This is a genomic window from Bordetella sp. MIP270_01_BMS, assembly GCF_054958705.1.
In genome coordinates this window covers 2,501-17,783 of the sequence record NZ_CM143297.1, presented here as the reverse complement: position 1 = coordinate 17,783, position 15,283 = coordinate 2,501, and the positions used below count along the sequence as shown (strand labels likewise).

13 protein-coding genes, 1 tRNA gene and 2 rRNA genes are annotated in these 15,283 nt (G+C 58.7%); 6 read left to right on the top strand and 10 right to left on the bottom strand.

Features of this window, described 5'->3' with window-relative positions; all coding sequences use genetic code 11:
* Nucleotides 1-39: 39 nt before the first annotated feature.
* A tRNA-Met gene (locus ACV17W_RS00095) sits at nucleotides 40-116 on the bottom strand.
* A 510-nt stretch (nucleotides 117-626) separates the two neighbouring features.
* Between ACV17W_RS00095 and ACV17W_RS00090 the strand changes: the two genes are divergently transcribed.
* Nucleotides 627-2,066 (top strand): aminotransferase-like domain-containing protein, encoded by a 1,440-nt coding sequence (locus ACV17W_RS00090; protein ID WP_462594432.1) that lies wholly within the window; start codon nucleotides 627-629, stop codon nucleotides 2,064-2,066.
* Nucleotides 2,067-2,194: 128 nt separating this feature from the next.
* Here ACV17W_RS00090 and ACV17W_RS00085 read toward each other — a convergent pair whose 3' ends face one another.
* Nucleotides 2,195-2,440 (bottom strand): hypothetical protein, encoded by a 246-nt coding sequence (locus tag ACV17W_RS00085; protein ID WP_462594431.1) that lies wholly within the window; start codon nucleotides 2,438-2,440, stop codon nucleotides 2,195-2,197.
* Between the two features lie 162 nt (nucleotides 2,441-2,602).
* On the opposite strand from ACV17W_RS00085, the gene ACV17W_RS00080 reads away from it, so the two are divergent.
* Both ACV17W_RS00080 and ACV17W_RS00075 read left to right on the top strand, forming a co-directional pair.
* Nucleotides 2,603-3,061: an Lrp/AsnC family transcriptional regulator gene (locus tag ACV17W_RS00080; protein WP_462594430.1), complete on the top strand. Its 459-nt coding sequence runs from the start codon at nucleotides 2,603-2,605 to the stop codon at nucleotides 3,059-3,061.
* Between the two features lie 81 nt (nucleotides 3,062-3,142).
* On the top strand, nucleotides 3,143-3,457 hold the full coding sequence (locus ACV17W_RS00075; protein ID WP_462594428.1) for a hypothetical protein: 315 nt from the start codon (nucleotides 3,143-3,145) through the stop codon (nucleotides 3,455-3,457).
* A 94-nt stretch (nucleotides 3,458-3,551) separates the two neighbouring features.
* Here the strand turns inward: ACV17W_RS00075 and ACV17W_RS00070 are convergent, their stop codons facing one another.
* Nucleotides 3,552-4,145, bottom strand: a complete 594-nt coding sequence (locus tag ACV17W_RS00070; protein ID WP_462594427.1) for a BPSL1445 family SYLF domain-containing lipoprotein — start codon at nucleotides 4,143-4,145, stop codon at nucleotides 3,552-3,554.
* A gap of 401 nt (nucleotides 4,146-4,546) precedes the next feature.
* Between ACV17W_RS00070 and ACV17W_RS00065 the strand changes: the two genes are divergently transcribed.
* Nucleotides 4,547-5,311, top strand: coding sequence for an IclR family transcriptional regulator (locus ACV17W_RS00065; protein ID WP_462594425.1), 765 nt, complete (start codon nucleotides 4,547-4,549; stop codon nucleotides 5,309-5,311).
* Between the two features lie 291 nt (nucleotides 5,312-5,602).
* Here the strand turns inward: ACV17W_RS00065 and ACV17W_RS00060 are convergent, their stop codons facing one another.
* Complete coding sequence (locus ACV17W_RS00060; protein WP_462594424.1) at nucleotides 5,603-6,400, bottom strand: alpha/beta fold hydrolase; 798 nt, start codon at nucleotides 6,398-6,400, stop codon at nucleotides 5,603-5,605.
* 139 nt (nucleotides 6,401-6,539) lie between these two features.
* On the opposite strand from ACV17W_RS00060, the gene ACV17W_RS00055 reads away from it, so the two are divergent.
* Nucleotides 6,540-7,010 carry a MarR family winged helix-turn-helix transcriptional regulator gene (locus ACV17W_RS00055; RefSeq protein ID WP_462594423.1) on the top strand — a complete coding sequence of 157 codons (471 nt, stop codon included), beginning with the start codon at nucleotides 6,540-6,542 and terminating at the stop codon, nucleotides 7,008-7,010.
* A gap of 146 nt (nucleotides 7,011-7,156) precedes the next feature.
* The gene (locus ACV17W_RS00050) at nucleotides 7,157-7,393 is read left to right on the top strand and encodes a CrpP-related protein (RefSeq protein ID WP_462594422.1); all 237 of its coding nucleotides are present in this window, start codon (nucleotides 7,157-7,159) and stop codon (nucleotides 7,391-7,393) included.
* A 230-nt stretch (nucleotides 7,394-7,623) separates the two neighbouring features.
* On the opposite strand, the gene ACV17W_RS00045 is transcribed toward ACV17W_RS00050, so the two are convergent.
* The 6 genes from ACV17W_RS00045 to ACV17W_RS00020 all read right to left on the bottom strand — a co-directional run bounded on the left by ACV17W_RS00045 (nucleotide 7,624) and on the right by ACV17W_RS00020 (nucleotide 15,272).
* Nucleotides 7,624-8,367: a lipopolysaccharide kinase InaA family protein gene (locus ACV17W_RS00045; protein ID WP_462596407.1), complete on the bottom strand. Its 744-nt coding sequence runs from the start codon at nucleotides 8,365-8,367 to the stop codon at nucleotides 7,624-7,626.
* Nucleotides 8,368-9,436: 1,069 nt separating this feature from the next.
* Entirely contained in the window at nucleotides 9,437-9,967 is a 531-nt protein-coding gene (locus ACV17W_RS00040) for a lipocalin family protein (RefSeq protein WP_462594421.1), read from the bottom strand.
* A gap of 16 nt (nucleotides 9,968-9,983) precedes the next feature.
* Nucleotides 9,984-11,101 (bottom strand): IS3 family transposase gene (locus ACV17W_RS00035; protein WP_462592677.1). Its coding sequence is split into 2 segments (ribosomal slippage): nucleotides 9,984-10,840 and nucleotides 10,840-11,101, totalling 1,119 coding nucleotides; the frame shifts between segments, so codons are not numbered across the junction.
* 164 nt (nucleotides 11,102-11,265) lie between these two features.
* Nucleotides 11,266-11,610, bottom strand: coding sequence for a hypothetical protein (locus tag ACV17W_RS00030; RefSeq protein ID WP_462594420.1), 345 nt, complete (start codon nucleotides 11,608-11,610; stop codon nucleotides 11,266-11,268).
* Between the two features lie 498 nt (nucleotides 11,611-12,108).
* Nucleotides 12,109-12,221 (bottom strand): 5S ribosomal RNA (gene rrf / locus ACV17W_RS00025).
* A gap of 165 nt (nucleotides 12,222-12,386) precedes the next feature.
* A 23S ribosomal RNA gene (locus ACV17W_RS00020) occupies nucleotides 12,387-15,272 on the bottom strand.
* Between the last annotated feature and the right edge of the window lie 11 nt (nucleotides 15,273-15,283).

Sequence of the window (15,283 nt, the reverse complement as noted above, 5' to 3'; positions counted from 1 at the left end):
AAAACAAAAGCCCGGCGCATGCGCCGGGCTTCTGAAAACTGGTTGCGGGGGCAGGATTTGAACCTACGACCTTCGGGTTATGAGCCCGACGAGCTGCCAGACTGCTCCACCCCGCGTCTGATGAATGGAATCATAGCATACTTCGCGAGGCCTTGCAGCAGGCGAAGCCGCCAAACACGCCAGCGAGGCATGGCTTCAATGCATAACAGGGTCGCGTTGGATTCCGCCACGATGTGCAGCAGGCCCCCCTCTTCGCACCGGTGCGATTCGCCGGCCTGCATGGCCACCCGGACCGTACGCGGCCAGGGATGCTCGGGGCCCGCCAGTGCTGCATTGCGCATCAGTCGCCCTTCGGCACAGACGAATACGGCACCGCGCGTTCCCCAGACGCTCAGCGATGCTCCGGCCGGAAGCGTAAACCGGCGGCTGGTGAATAACGGTGGATTCATGACAGGCTCCGATGGGGCGTTGGCGACGTCTACAGATTAGGCGCGACGGCCTTTCCCAACCAGACACAATCATTGCCTTTCTGTACCGCAACAGACCGACGGCAGGCTATCTGTTATGGTTCAGATACCCGGGAACTGTGCCTTATTGCCTCACCTCTCCAGGTGCAAGATATCCGTATGGAAGCGCAACCCCTGTACCAGCGTCTGGCAGATCACTACCGGCGCGCCATCCAGAGCGGCGTATTGGCGCCGGCTGAACGCATCCCATCGATCCGCACGCTGGTGCGCACGCATCGGGTGAGCCTTTCCACTGCGCTGCAGGCCTGTCGGCAGCTTGAAGATGATGGCTGGGTAGAGGCCCGTCCGCGTTCCGGCTACTTTGTAAGGTTGCGACATCGCGGCGCTACCCTGCCCGCCTTGGAACCGGATCCGCGCCAACCGCTCGATCCCGCGGGCTACGTCGGCATTCACGACCGCGTGTCAGACTTTATCGCGCAGTGCGATCGTCATGCGACCCATACCGATTTTGCGCTCGCTGCCGCCTCGCCCGACCACTATCCGGCCGACGCCCTGAAGCAAGCGATGATCCGCGCCCTGCGAAATCACTCCGGCATGCTTGTCAGGCGGGTTCCGCCACGGGGGCATGCCGAGCTTCGCAGTGTGCTGGCGCGCAAGTCTCTTGAATTGGGCATGAATCTGTCCCCTGAGGAAATTCTGGTCACCCACGGCTGCATCGAGGCCGTGAACCTGGCTTTACGTGCCGTGGCTCGACCAGGCGACACCATTGCCGTGGAATCGCCGGTATATTTCGGCTTGCTTCAGATCCTGGAAAGCCTGGGCTTGCAGGCCCTCGAAATTCCCACCAGCCCGCAATATGGCCTGTCGGTCGACGCGTTGGAACTTGCGATGCAAACGCATCCGCACCTGCGCGCGGTGGTCGTGGTGCCGAATTTCCAGAATCCATTGGGCTGCGTCATGCCCGACACCGAAAAAGCCCGTCTCGCTGCGCTGTGCGAACGCAATCAGGTCGCATTGATCGAAGACGACACTTACGGTCTTCTCGCCGATGATGGCAAGCCGCGCGCAGCACTTAAATCATGGGATCGCACTGGCAACATCATCTATTGTGCGTCGACGCACAAGACCTTGGCGCCTGGCATGCGTGTGGGCTGGATGACGGGCGGCCGCTGGGGCGCGCGCATCGCAATGCTCAAATTTGCCCAGAGCCGCCCCAACGAAGGGATCGCCCAGATTGCCATGGCGGAATACATGGCGTCCAAGGCCTACGACCGCCATCTGACCTGGCTGCGCCAACAACTGAAACGCCAGCGCACGCGAATGGCCGAAGCCATCGATCAATATTTTCCATCCGGCACGCGTCTGAACTTGCCTGCCGGAGGCATGCTTCTCTGGGTAGAGTTGCCAGATCAACGCAGCGGCATGCGGGTATTCGAACAGGCGTTGTCCCAGGGTATACGCATAGCGCCCGGCAACATGTTTTCGAACTCTGAGCGTTACAACTCCTTCGTGCGGCTCAGTTGCGGCTCTGCGTACACGCCGCAGACGGATCAGGCCATGCGCACCCTGGGAAGCATCGTCAGCGGGGTCAACCGCTGACGCGTTCTGTCATGTTTTGACCGGTTTAACCAAGCGCTTGTCACAAAAGGATATTTTTCGTCTGTACCCAAGCTATCCCAAGACTTGTCCACAGAAGCTGTGAGTAAGACAAGCTTGAGGACCGGCGTCTATTTGAGTGCAGCGAGCACGCTGTCACGCACGCTCTCGAAACCGGCCACATATTGGGGGTTTTCGGAACGGGCCAGTAGGCTGGAGTAGTTTTGCTCCAGTTGCGCTTCAATTGCCTCGCGCAGCCCCGGCGTGCCTTTGGCGAGATGCAGCATCGACGCCAGCACTGCATTGAGCGCGTCGATACGCCCGCCCTGGTGCGAAATGGTGTGGACGATAACGGCAATTTGTTCCTGTGTTTCCATACAGCCTCGCAAGATTCGCTACTGGCGAGCATGCTAGCATGCGCACCTGCTTGGCAACGCCCGCACCGGCAGGCTAGCATTCGGACGACGCTGCCGGCCGGGATGCGTGCTGCGCCGTCGCTTGTCGCCCCCAGCCAAAGCGTGCAGCTGCAAAACGCCGTCATGTCTAACACTCTCGACGCTATCGACCGTCAGCTACTCAGCCTGCTGCAAGGCAATGCTCGCCTGCCGGTAGCCATACTTGCCCGTAAACTCGATCTGGCGCGCAGCACCGTGGTCGGGCGTTTAGCGCGCCTGGAACGTGACGGCGTCATCGCAGGCTACGGCGTGCGCCTGGGTCAGCGCCTCGAAGAGGCAGCCGTTCGCGCGTATTGCTTTATCAGCGTGCAGCCTAAGACGCCCGCGGCGGTCATTCGTGAACTGGCGAAGATTCCTGAAGTGGAAGAAGTATCGTCCGTAAGCGGCCAATTCGATTACCTGATCTTTCTGCGTTGTGACACCCACGAGCATCTGGACGATCTGCTCGACCACATCGGCTTGCTCGATGGCGTGAACCAGACGCAGACGTCAATCGTACTCAGTCGCAAGCTGGACCGCCGCAACACCCTCGCCCCTGCCTGACGGCCGGCCGGGGCCCTGGGTGACTTGCGTAACAGGCTCCAGGTGCTTTGTAATAATGCCGACACCACATACGAGACCCGAATGCTTCGCCTTTCCCTTTTTGCCGTGGCGCTCGTCCAGCTGGCTGCCTGCGCCAGCGTCAGCGACACCGTCGCCACAGGCGACCGCACCTATCGAGTCACCTACAACGCCGGCGCAAAGTGGCAGACTTGGGTCGAAGTGAAGAATATCGCGCGGCAGCAGGCTGAAGCGCATTGCTCAGCTATGGGGCTGCGCATGACGCAGCCTCGGGTAACTTCGAATCACGCCACGGGCTTGCTGCCCAAAGAGGCTACTGTGGACTTTAGCTGCACAGAAAAACCGAGTACCCAGACCTCCCGCACGCCGGCAGCGTAAACCGCAGGGCTTTCAGAGGCTGCGGCCTGCGGCGCCAGGGGGTTGCGCCGCAGGCGTACTGTCGTCAAGGCGTGCGTTGCGTCACGCCCACCCGTTACAGATCGAGCTTGACGATCTTGGCGCCTTCAAGCGACACCCCCGCCATAAGCCCGGCATTGGTCATTACGAAGCCGACAATCGGCTGCCTCACCGTGTTGGAATCGATCCGGCCGTTGGCACCGATATTTGCGACTGCGACCGAGGCGTCTGCACCAACGGTCCAACCGTTGCTGTTACGAAACTTCTGCAACGCTTCGTCCGTCATGAAAAGCAGGACCATCGCTTTAGACTGCGCGCCAGCCTGAAAGCCGATCGACCCGGCAGTGGTGCTGAAGTAGCCGGCATTCGCGCCACCCACGCGCAGCACGCCCTTACCATGTTCTGCTCCTACGACAAAGCTGGCACTCAACACAGATGGGAAGACCAGCACGCCCTTGGCGCGTTGAACCAGGGCCCTTGAATCCGGCGAGGTTTCGTAAAGGCGGGTCAGCGTCGCATCGGCACCGCTATTGATCTCGTCGCGCTGTTCAGTCGCGCTGGCAGATGCCTTGGGCGACGTTACCGTGCAACCTGAAAAAGCCAGGCTCGCCGCGGCAACCATCATGGCTGCCATTGCCGTACGGCGCAGAGTGGGTACGGTGTATCGCATGGGTATCTCCTGTTGTTATCGACGGTGTACTCACTGTACCCCCGCGCAATGCAACAAACCGTTCTAACGCGCAAGACAACCCTGCGAATTGCAACAAGGCAATTCCACCCTTGAATCTGGCGGCTCAAGGGCCACTGCCAGCCATATAGCCGGAGGCGACAAGCGAATGTCATACCTTCAGGCCATGGTGGCCCCTCTCACAGTGGCGTCTTGGTCTGCCCCAAATCCGAGTTGGCATGGACGCTCAGATATTGCCATTCGATTTCTTGATCCTGTGATTCGATTGATTTTTATCGTGCACTGCCCGCCTGAACGTCCCGAAACGGTCATGCACGGTGCTAATATCGCGCCTGATTTAGCGATCACTCTCGCCACCACGGCGTATCGCCGGAGCTCTACTCATGGCCGAATCCGCACTCTTCATTCAATCGCTGGAAAAAGGCCTGGGCGTTCTGCAGGCCTTCCGCAACAGCGAAACGCTAAACCTGCGCGAAATTGCACAGGCTTGCGGCATCACGAGCGGGTCTGCTCAACGTGTCGCCCACACCCTGGAACGATGCGGTTACCTGAAAAAAGATCCGCACAGCAAACGCTATCGAGTCACCGTGAAAGCGGTGGGGCTGGGTTACAGCTATCTGGCCCGCGAGCCGTTGTTCCAGCATGCCCACGCAATCCTGCATCAGCTGAATCAAGAGTGCGGCGAGATCGTGAACTTGGCGGTACCCGAAGAAGGCGGCAGCATGGTTTTCGTCATGCGCGTGCCCAGTTCAAAGCATATCCCCGTGTACATGCCCGTCGGCACTCACATACCGATGCATGCCTCGTCGTCTGGACGCGCGGTACTGGCCCACCTGCCGCGCGGCGAGGTGGAGCAGCTCTTGGCCGCAGGTTCATTGCAGAAATACACCACTCACACGATTACCGACACCTGCGTGTTGCTGGATCTTGTCGAAGAGGCCCGAGAAAACGGATACGCCTACGCGGACGAAGAGTTTTTTCAAGGCGACGTCAACGTGGCTGCGGCGGTATTGAACCAGGAAGGCAAACCGATGGCGGCAATCAACATCTCGGTGCCCAAGCCGCGCTGGTCGCTCGAACGCGCCCGAGAAACCCTGGGTCCATTGGTAATTCGCGCGGCTCGAGCCATCAGCAAGAACACTGCTTGACGCGCCTCAAATGAATCGCACCGAATCCAGCTCTCAGGGCAGCAAGATGGCGCAGCTTCATTTATCTTAACTTCTGTGTGAAGCACCTACTCTCTCCAGGTACTACGCACACATCTTGGTAATGCTTTTAACCCCGCCCGGCTCGCCGCGTGGGGTTTTTTTTATGGGTCACTGCTGCTGTCGCGCAAGGCGCAGGAAAGGCGGCTTTGACAAGTGTGCCCCGCCGTCCACGTACGCCTTATCCAAACCTGCCGCCGACTGCCCTGCCATACACGCTTTCATGCGACTGGCTCAACCCGCGTGGCGCTGTTTCGCCGAAACGGTACGCGCAGCGCGATCGATTGTGTCTGCGACCGCTCGTGGCTGAGTCAGGAAGGGAACGTGACTGGCGTCGACTTCGGTCACCTCTGCGCCAATCCGTTGGGCGGTATGGCGCAACAGTTTTGGATCGATGGCCTTGTCTTGTCTGGCCACAACAGCCCAACTGGGTTTGTGTTTCCAGGCTGCGTAGGTCACGGGCGTTTCAAATATCGCCATATTGATTGGCACCTGGGAGTCCCGCAGAAACGCCGCGTCCGCATCGTCAGTATCCGCTGCGAAGCCCAGCTTGAACTTCTCAAGATTTACGAACCCGAAGCCGTCGGACTGGGTCTCTATGATGAACTCCGGCGGCGGCGGAATCTCTTTGAATTGTGCGCCGGTGGATTCGCCCACATCAGGGGCAAGCGCCGACACGTACACCAGGCCGGCGACCTTCTCATGCGAGCCTGCTTCGGTAATCACGGTTCCGCCATATGAATGCCCCACCAGAATGGCCGGCCCGCTTTGTCGATCAAGAATGCGTTTCGTCGCCGCGACGTCGTCAGCCAGTGAAGTAAGCGGATTCTGTACGACTGACACCCGGTACCCCTTGCCCGTCAGTGCTTCGTATACCCCACGCCACCCGGAACCGTCAGCGAAAGCGCCATGCACGAGCACCACGTTGCGCACGGCCTGACTGTCGGGAATACCTTCGGCTGATTGGGCGGCCGGGTTCAATATAAGCCCTGCGACGACGGCGACGCCGGCGACCAAACTTCTGCGGTTCATGTAAAGCTCCAAGTTAGTTCGCGATAACTCTTATCACGATAATCGAATCCTAACCGCGGGCAAATAAAAAGTACAGCAGTAACTTATATCGCGACAATATATGCGAACTCATGGTACGCTGCGGTCTTGGAGATTCGCTATGCCAATTCCGAAAAACAGCGCGCCAGTCGGGCTCGACGACCAACTGTGCTATGCCGTGTATTCCACAGGTATCGCCATCCAGCGTATCTACAAGCCATTGCTGGACCAGCTGGGTCTGACATATCCGCAGTACCTGGTGCTCAATATTCTTTGGCGTCAGGACAGCCAAACAGTCGGCGACATCGCACAGCAACTCGCGCTTGAATCCAGCACGGTCACCCCCTTGCTGAAGCGGCTCGAGGTCACGGGTCTGGTCAAACGCACGCGCAATCCCAGCAACGAGCGGCAGGTGGTGGTCAGCCTGACCGAGCAAGGTCGCCAACTGCAGAACTCCGCAGGATGCCTGGGCGAAGCGCTGGCAGCCGCGTCGGGCCAGTCTGGCGCAGATCTCGCCCAACTGAATCGACAAATTCGGCAGCTGCGAGATGCAATATACGGCCATCTGCACGACTGGAAGGCGCCGGCCTGACCTTCTCCGGTCGCGGCGGGCGGCCTGCTTTCGGCGCTTAGTAAAACCCCATCATCCGCACTAGTATCCTGGCATCTTCCCAATATTTCGAGCCAAGAGCATGCTACAGGGCTGCTCAACTCGTCCGTACGGACACCGGCTTATTTATGGATATGGAAATCTGGCAACTCGGTGCGCAAGCTGCCCGAGCAGGTTTGGATTTACTGGATTGCCCGTTTTACCGAGCGGCCAACATGCCTGGCCACACAGGGGAATCGATACGGGAATGGCATGCGAAAGTACAGGCGTGGGAAGCCGGCTGGCGCGCCGTCATGGAAAGCTGGAACACCGCGGATCGTCCTGACTCCCAGGATTCGGGCAGCCAACGGGGTGAATCTGTCTGAAGCCAATCAAGGGGCTGCTCCCCTACAGCGCAGCATGCGCCCGCTCGATCGCTGCCCCAGCCGTAATGCAGGTCGCTCCGCTGGCCATGCTGGTTTCGCAGCTGGACTGCTCAACACAAATTCAGCGTGACGGGCAACGCTGGCCGATGATGGACAGGCCACGCTATCGCGCGGTGCACCGGACCCGACGGCCACGTGCCAGTGGATGAATGCGCCCCAAGTGGAGATGACTACGGCTGGTCGTGCCCCGGACGGCGTCGGCCGGCTGGCAGCAGCTCTACGCCGAGATCCGGCACTCCCCGAAGTCGCAGGCCTGCCAGATCGGTCAACGACTGGTAGTACCTCAGGAACTCGCCGCGATCGGCGTCATTGATGCCCATGGCCATCAAAGATCGCCACAACCGAGCAAGGTCCGACTGCGCGGCCCAGCGGGCCGACATGACATAGCGCGACACCTCCCAATCCAGCAGCACGACCTCCACAGTTGGCTCCGTGCGTACGAAGACTTCTTTCGGGTATAGATGGCCGTGCTTGCGGCCCGCCAGATGCAAAGGCGCGAGAACCCCGGCCAAAGTCTGCAGTATGGCGCGACGCACGGTACAGTTCCAACGCCCGTCGTTCAAGCCGTGTTCGAGACTGACGAATTGCTCGAGCGCCCGCGTGACGAGGACCGCTTCCCATCCCTCGCGCCCCTGCCGCATATCGAAAAATACCAAGGGAGCTGTTGGCACTCCCAACTTGGCGCAACGGCGAAGGTTGAGCCACTCTCGGTGCAGAGTCGGACGGCCACTGGGGTAGCGCACACTGCGATACAGATGATTGGTCTGGCGCTTTACGAAGTAAACATTCCCGGAGGATGCATCCGTCACACACTGCACCCCGCTGAATCCTACGTCGCTCGTTAGGTGGCTCCGCCCACTCGCCCTGCACTTCCCACCAGGAGCGCCCCAGGGCCATGGGAATTGTCGATTCAGCTGTCACAGTTCTCCCCGACCGACGAATCATGTCGGCGCGGGCGCAGTACATTGACTTGCGCCGTCAATTATTGTTTCAGTTAAATGACAATTATTAGACAAACTGGCTCGGCCGCCAAGCATTCGTCTGTCACCTGGCCTTTGACATCGCCAGAGTGCACTCAGGCGTTGCACGCATACGACTGCGGGCCGTCATTGCTCTCGTATCTGCTCTACCCAAGGCCACGATCGCGATGGGTGGCCAACCAGGAAGCCGGCCACTAGGTACGGTCGGGGCCTTGCTGGAAAACGCGCGTGCTATAGGGGTCTGCGGCAAGAAGCAGTGAGCGCGTAGCTCAGGACCGAGGATCAAATCGTTACAACGCCGCTGCGGCATGAGGCGGAAGCCGCAATAAACTTGCGCCACGTTCACTTTGGGAAGTCAGCATGAAATTCGCATGCGCCGCGTTGCTTACACTCAGACTTTTGGCAGGCTGTGCGGTCTACACACCCGATGGCGCGGTCATCGTGGATCCGCATGGCGGCGGCGGAGCTTTCTGCCCGCCCGGCCAGGCCAAGAAAGGCAACTGCTGATCCAAGCATTCGGTCGAGCTGACTAACGCTAGCGCACCGCCGCCTCGCGAGCCTACCGGCGAGGTGCGGCATGTCGGAGTGCCTATCCCGGAGACGACGGCCGCTTTCCATCTGCGGGAATACCTGGAGAATGGTGTATTCGCGGACGCCATCTCGCCGGAGTGGGCATGTTGGGCTGCCTCGGGAACAGCACACAACGCATTGAGTCCGGTGAAGCTCCTCCCGCGTCATGAACACGACGCCTACAGGTCGCGACATCCACAGTTCACGGCGCGCCCCGTGGCCCCGATGACACCCATCAGCGGGCTTCTCGCGGGCTCGCCGATCATGCTGGCACGTCCAGTGAACTGATCAGTCGAAGACTGGCAGCGTGCCACCAGCAGGTCTGCACACTGACCTGCCTCCCAGCTGCCGGGCACAGGCTGTTCGGCGCGGCTGCTAGGCGGCGGTGCAGACTACGCGCTGCCTGAACCCGTGCACGCTGGAATAGACTCCGCTAGCGGATGACTTGATCCACGGGATAACCCAAGGTTCCAGCGTAGTCGAGCAGCGCCTTCACTTTCGCAGGATCCGCATTTTTCTCGCGTGACAGCACCCACAAATAGTCGCGGTCAGGCGTGCCCACCAGCGAGTACTCGTAGTCGCCCTCGAGCTTCAAGATCCAATAGTCACCCCAGACCCAGGGTATCCACGAAGTCCATGCCGGCGCGAAGCGGACCTCGAGTTTCGCAGGGTCGGGCGGCTCTACAGATGTATTGAGCCGGCCTTCGGCTTGCGCACGCTTGGAGCCGCCTCCGGATGTCTTGCACTGGTTGGTCACGCCCAGTGTGCCGTCTGCCTTCAGTACATAGTCGGCCTGGACATCGGCGACACAGTCTTCCTGGAAACGATTCGGCAGGCGTGTTTGCTCGTACCAAGTGCCAGCGTATTTCTTCAGGTCGACGTCGGACTGAGTAGGCAGCGTCTGAGGCGTAGTGCTGCATCCCGTCACCAGGATGACAAGCGATAGCGCGGCGATCGTCTTCATGTCGTAGGGTCCCCCGTCAAGTAGACGACGGCTGATAGAGATTCGGAGCAAGGGTTAGCCGAGGCATAAACTGCACCGGCGGGACGTCGCCCAGTGATTCATGTGGGCGGTATTCGTTGTAATCGATTAGCCATTGTTCGGTGATGGCCTGCACCTGCTGCAGATTAGCGAACAGATGAGCGTCGAGCACCTCAGTGCGATACGTCTTGTTGAAGCGCTCGATGAACGCATTCTGATTCGGTTTTCCGGGCTGGATATAACGCACGGCGATGCCTCTGGCAGCAGCCCATTCGGTGAACGCCAGCGAGACCATCTCCGGCCCGTTGTCCAGCCGTATGGCCTCAGGAGCCCCATAGCAATTGATCAGGCGGTTGAGCACACGGATCAGGCGTGCCGACGGGATGGATGTGCCTACCTCGATGGCCAGGCACTCCCGGTTGGCCTCGTCGATCACGTTCAACGTCCGGAAGCGTCGGCCACAGTACAAGGCATCATGCATGAAATCTAATGCCCAGCAGCGATTTGGCTCCAGGAAATGGTCCAGCGGCTGACGGGGCCGGTCAGTCAGCCGTTTCTTGCAGCGTCGAGGCAAATTCAATCCCATCTCGCAGTACACCCGGTGAACCCGCTTTTTGTTCCAGCAATGGCCATCGAGCCGCAGCCGTGTGAAGCACTTCCAGAATCCCCAACGCCCATGCCGGGTCACGATGGCATTGAGCGCATCAATGACCTCGGCATCGCGCTGCTCTGCCGGAGTTGGCCTCTTGTAGTACGCCGCCCGCGACAGGCCAGCAATCTGACAGGCACGTGTGATCGAGAGCTTCGATTCCACCAACTGCTCGACGACCCCGCGCCTGGCTGACGGCGTCAGGATTTTCGGTTCAGCACATCCTTGATCGCTGAGTTCTCCAGGGCCAGATCCGCGTACATGCGTTTGAGCTTGGCGTTCTCCGCTTCAAGCTCACGCAGGCGCTGCAACTCGGACACCTGCACGCCCGAGTATTTGCTCTTCCACTGGTAGTACGTGGCGCTGCTGATGCCGTGCTTGCGGCACAACTCGACGACCGGGATGCCGGCTTCGCCTTCTTTGAGCACCGCAACGATCTGGCTTTCGGTAAATCTGCTTTTCTTCAAGGGAGTCTCCGATGGAAAGGAGGCTCCGAAATTCTACTGGCTGACGTCTACTCTGAGGGGGATCCTACGATGTCGGTACCCCGTATTGGATAACCCTCAGGATAACCTGCCGCCGGCCATTATCCGCCGCGGTTCCAAACCTGGATGCGGCCCCTTACACATCCTTACTCGCTCTTTGCGGGTTGATTCAACGGTTCATGCGGTGCAAGACCTGTTCGGCTCATCATGATTGCGCTCAGAGCATCCCCGGCCGCGCGACGGAACATCTCACGCCTCAGCCTACGGCTCTGCACCCACAGCAAGCCGCATGTCAGTGGACAGCACAACGCGGCAATCAGCAGCAGCTCGTCCAGCTCCAGATACTCGAATGTGTCCAGAAACTGAGTCACGTGCTCGTGCGCGTCCAGACCTGCGAACAGTCGATACAGCAGCCACAGCGTGCCGGTGGCGACGAAAGCGCCCTCGCCCCATGATCGCCAACCTTGGCGTAACCTGGCAAAAATGGCCATGCGTAAACTCCGATCCAATGGGCTGCCCAAGGCGGTTCGCCATGGCCCGCGCATGTTACCGGAACCATAGGTGCGTACACGGCGGAAATGAGGCATGAATAGGCCCGACACTCCCGCAGCGTGCACGCGGGAGGGCTCGATCAAGCACCGTCTTGCAAGTGGGTTCATGCAGGCACGCAGCCTGAACCTCGCTCGCCGAATACAGCTTCCTATTCGTACCTTGGGCGGATGTGACTGACATTCATCTGCGGATCGCGGCTGGGCGTGCCAGCGGGCTGGCCGGGGTGCGTTGCGTGCTCGCGTCGAGGGCACGGGCACGGTTCAGCATGCGATCGTGTCGAGGCAGCGGCCTGGCGCCGTGTTTGGACGCATCCGCCACGCCGGCTGCTGCGCGGTACGCGTTCGTATGGGTGGGACGGTTGGGTTTGGCGGGCGTGGACTGGCGCGCCAAAGACAAAACCCCAGCACGTATGGGTGCTGGGGTTTTGCGGGATAAGAGCCTGACGATGACCTACTTTCACAGACGAATGTCCACTATCATCGGCGCGAAGGCGTTTCACTGTCCTGTTCGGGATGGGAAGGAGTGGGACCACCTTGCTATGGTCGTCAAGCGTAAACGGTTGGGCGGGCAGACGGTGGGTCTGCGCACCCCAATTTGGAAGAAGCACATCGAGCTGTCAGGGGGGCAGCCCTGAGCAGCGATTGTGAAGGTTATTTCTTTGAACGGCACTTGTCGCTACGCGCTCATACCAGGTCTACAAAACCTGCAGAGTTATAGGATCAAGCCGCACGGGCAATTAGTATCGGTTAGCTCAACGCATTACTGCGCTTCCACACCCGACCTATCAACGTTCTGGTCTCGAACGACCCTTCAGGGGGATCAAGTCCCCGGGATACCTAATCTTCAGACGAGTTTCCCGCTTAGATGCCTTCAGCGGTTATCTCTTCCGTACTTAGCTACCCGGCAATGCCATTGGCATGACAACCGGTACACCAGAGGTACGTCCACTCCGGTCCTCTCGTACTAGGAGCAGGCTCCGTCAAGTATCCAACGCCCACGGCAGATAGGGACCAAACTGTCTCACGACGTTTTAAACCCAGCTCACGTACCTCTTTAAATGGCGAACAGCCATACCCTTGGGACCGGCTACAGCCCCAGGATGAGATGAGCCGACATCGAGGTGCCAAACACCGCCGTCGATATGAACTCTTGGGCGGTATCAGCCTGTTATCCCCAGAGTACCTTTTATCCGTTGAGCGATGGCCCTTCCATTCAGAACCACCGGATCACTATGTCCTGCTTTCGCACCTGTTCGACTTGTCAGTCTCACAGTCAAGCACGCTTATGCCATTGCACTATCAGCACGATTTCCGACCGTACCTAGCGTACCTTCGAACTCCTCCGTTACGCTTTGGGAGGAGACCGCCCCAGTCAAACTGCCTACCATGCACTGTCCCCGATCCGGATAACGGACCAAGGTTAGAACCGCAAACAAACCAGGGTGGTATTTCAAGGTCGGCTCCACCGAATCTGGCGACTCGGTTTCTGCGCCTCCCACCTATCCTACACAGGCCGGTTCACAGTCCAATGCAAAGCTACAGTAAAGGTTCATGGGGTCTTTCCGTCTAGCCGCGGGTAGATTGCATCATCACAAACACTTCAACTTCGCTGAGTCTCAGGAGGAGACAGTGTGGCCATCGTTACGCCATTCGTGCAGGTCGGAACTTACCCGACAAGGAATTTCGCTACCTTAGGACCGTTATAGTTACGGCCGCCGTTTACCGGGGCTTCGATCAAGAGCTTGCACCCCATCACTTAACCTTCCGGCACCGGGCAGGCGTCACACCCTATACGTCGACTTTCGTCTTGGCAGAGTGCTGTGTTTTTAATAAACAGTCGCAGCCACCGATTCTCTGCGGCCCCTTCAAGCTCCGCGCGCAAGCGCTTCACCCTAATGGGGCATACCTTCTCCCGAAGTTACGGTATCAATTTGCCGAGTTCCTTCTCCTGAGTTCTCTCAAGCGCCTTGGAATATTCATCCCGTCCACCTGTGTCGGTTTGCGGTACGGTCTCGTACAGCTGAAGCTTAGAGGCTTTTCTTGGAACCACTTCCAATCACTTCGGTCCACATGGGACCTCGTGCCACACCCTTGAATTACGCGCCCGGATTTGCCTAAAGCGCCTTCTCCAATGCAGCAACAGGGACTTCCAACACCCTGATGACCTTCCGCGATCCGTCCCCCCATCGCACTGTACGACGGTGCGGGAATATTAACCCGCTTCCCATCAGCTACGCATCTCTGCCTCGCCTTAGGGGCCGACTCACCCTGCGCCGATGAACGTTGCGCAGGAAACCTTGGACTTACGGCGAGGGGGCTTTTCACCCCCTTTATCGCTACTCATGTCAGCATTCGCACTTCTGATACCTCCAGCAGCCTTTACAAGCCACCTTCGCAGGCTTACAGAACGCTCTCCTACCGCGTGTACAAAGTACACACCCGCAGCTTCGGTTTATCGCTTGAGCCCCGTTACATCTTCCGCGCAGGACGACTCGATCAGTGAGCTATTACGCTTTCTTTAAAGGGTGGCTGCTTCTAAGCCAACCTCCTGACTGTCTATGCCTTCCCACTTCGTTTCCCACTTAGCGATAATTCGGGACCTTAGCTGGCGGTCTGGGTTGTTTCCCTCTTGAGTCCGGACGTTAGCACCCGGTGCTCTGTCTCCCAAGCTGGACTTGCGGGTATTCGGAGTTTGCCATGGTTTGGTAAGTCGCCATGACCCCCTAGCCATAACAGTGCTCTACCCCCCGCAGTCATACTTGAGGCACTACCTAAATAGTTTTCGGAGAGAACCAGCTATTTCCAGATTTGTTTAGCCTTTCACCCCTATCCACAGCTCATCCCCTAGTTTTTCAACACTAGTGGGTTCGGTCCTCCAGCACGTGTTACCGTGCCTTCAACCTGGCCATGGGTAGATCATCTGGTTTCGGGTCTACACCCAGCGACTAAAATCGCCCTATTCGGACTCGCTTTCGCTGCGCCTTCCCTATTCGGTTAAGCTCGCCACTGAATGTAAGTCGCTGACCCATTATACAAAAGGTACGCCGTCACCCCATAAAGAGGCTCCGACTGTTTGTATGCATACGGTTTCAGGATCTATTTCACTCCCCTTCCGGGGTTCTTTTCGCCTTTCCCTCACGGTACTGGTTCACTATCGGTCGATCACGAGTATTTAGCCTTGGAGGATGGTCCCCCCATCTTCAGACAGGATTTCACGTGTCCCGCCCTACTTCTCTTACGCCTAGTTCCACAAACCAGATTTCGTCTACAGGGCTATCACCTGCTACGGCCGGACTTTCCATTCCGTTCGACTACCTGATCTGCTAAATCGTAAAGGCTCTTCCGATTTCGCTCGCCACTACTTTCGGAATCTCGGTTGATGTCTTTTCCTCGAGTTACTGAGATGTTTCAGTTCACCCGGTTCGCCTCCACTGGCCTATGTATTCAGCCAGGGATACTGCATCGCTGCAGTGGGTTTCCCCATTCGGACATCTGCGGATCAAAGCTTGTTTGCCAGCTCCCCGCAGCTTTTCGCAGGCTACCACGTCCTTCTTCGCCTGTGATCGCCAAGGCATCCACCATATGCACTTAGTCGCTTGATCCTATAACACTG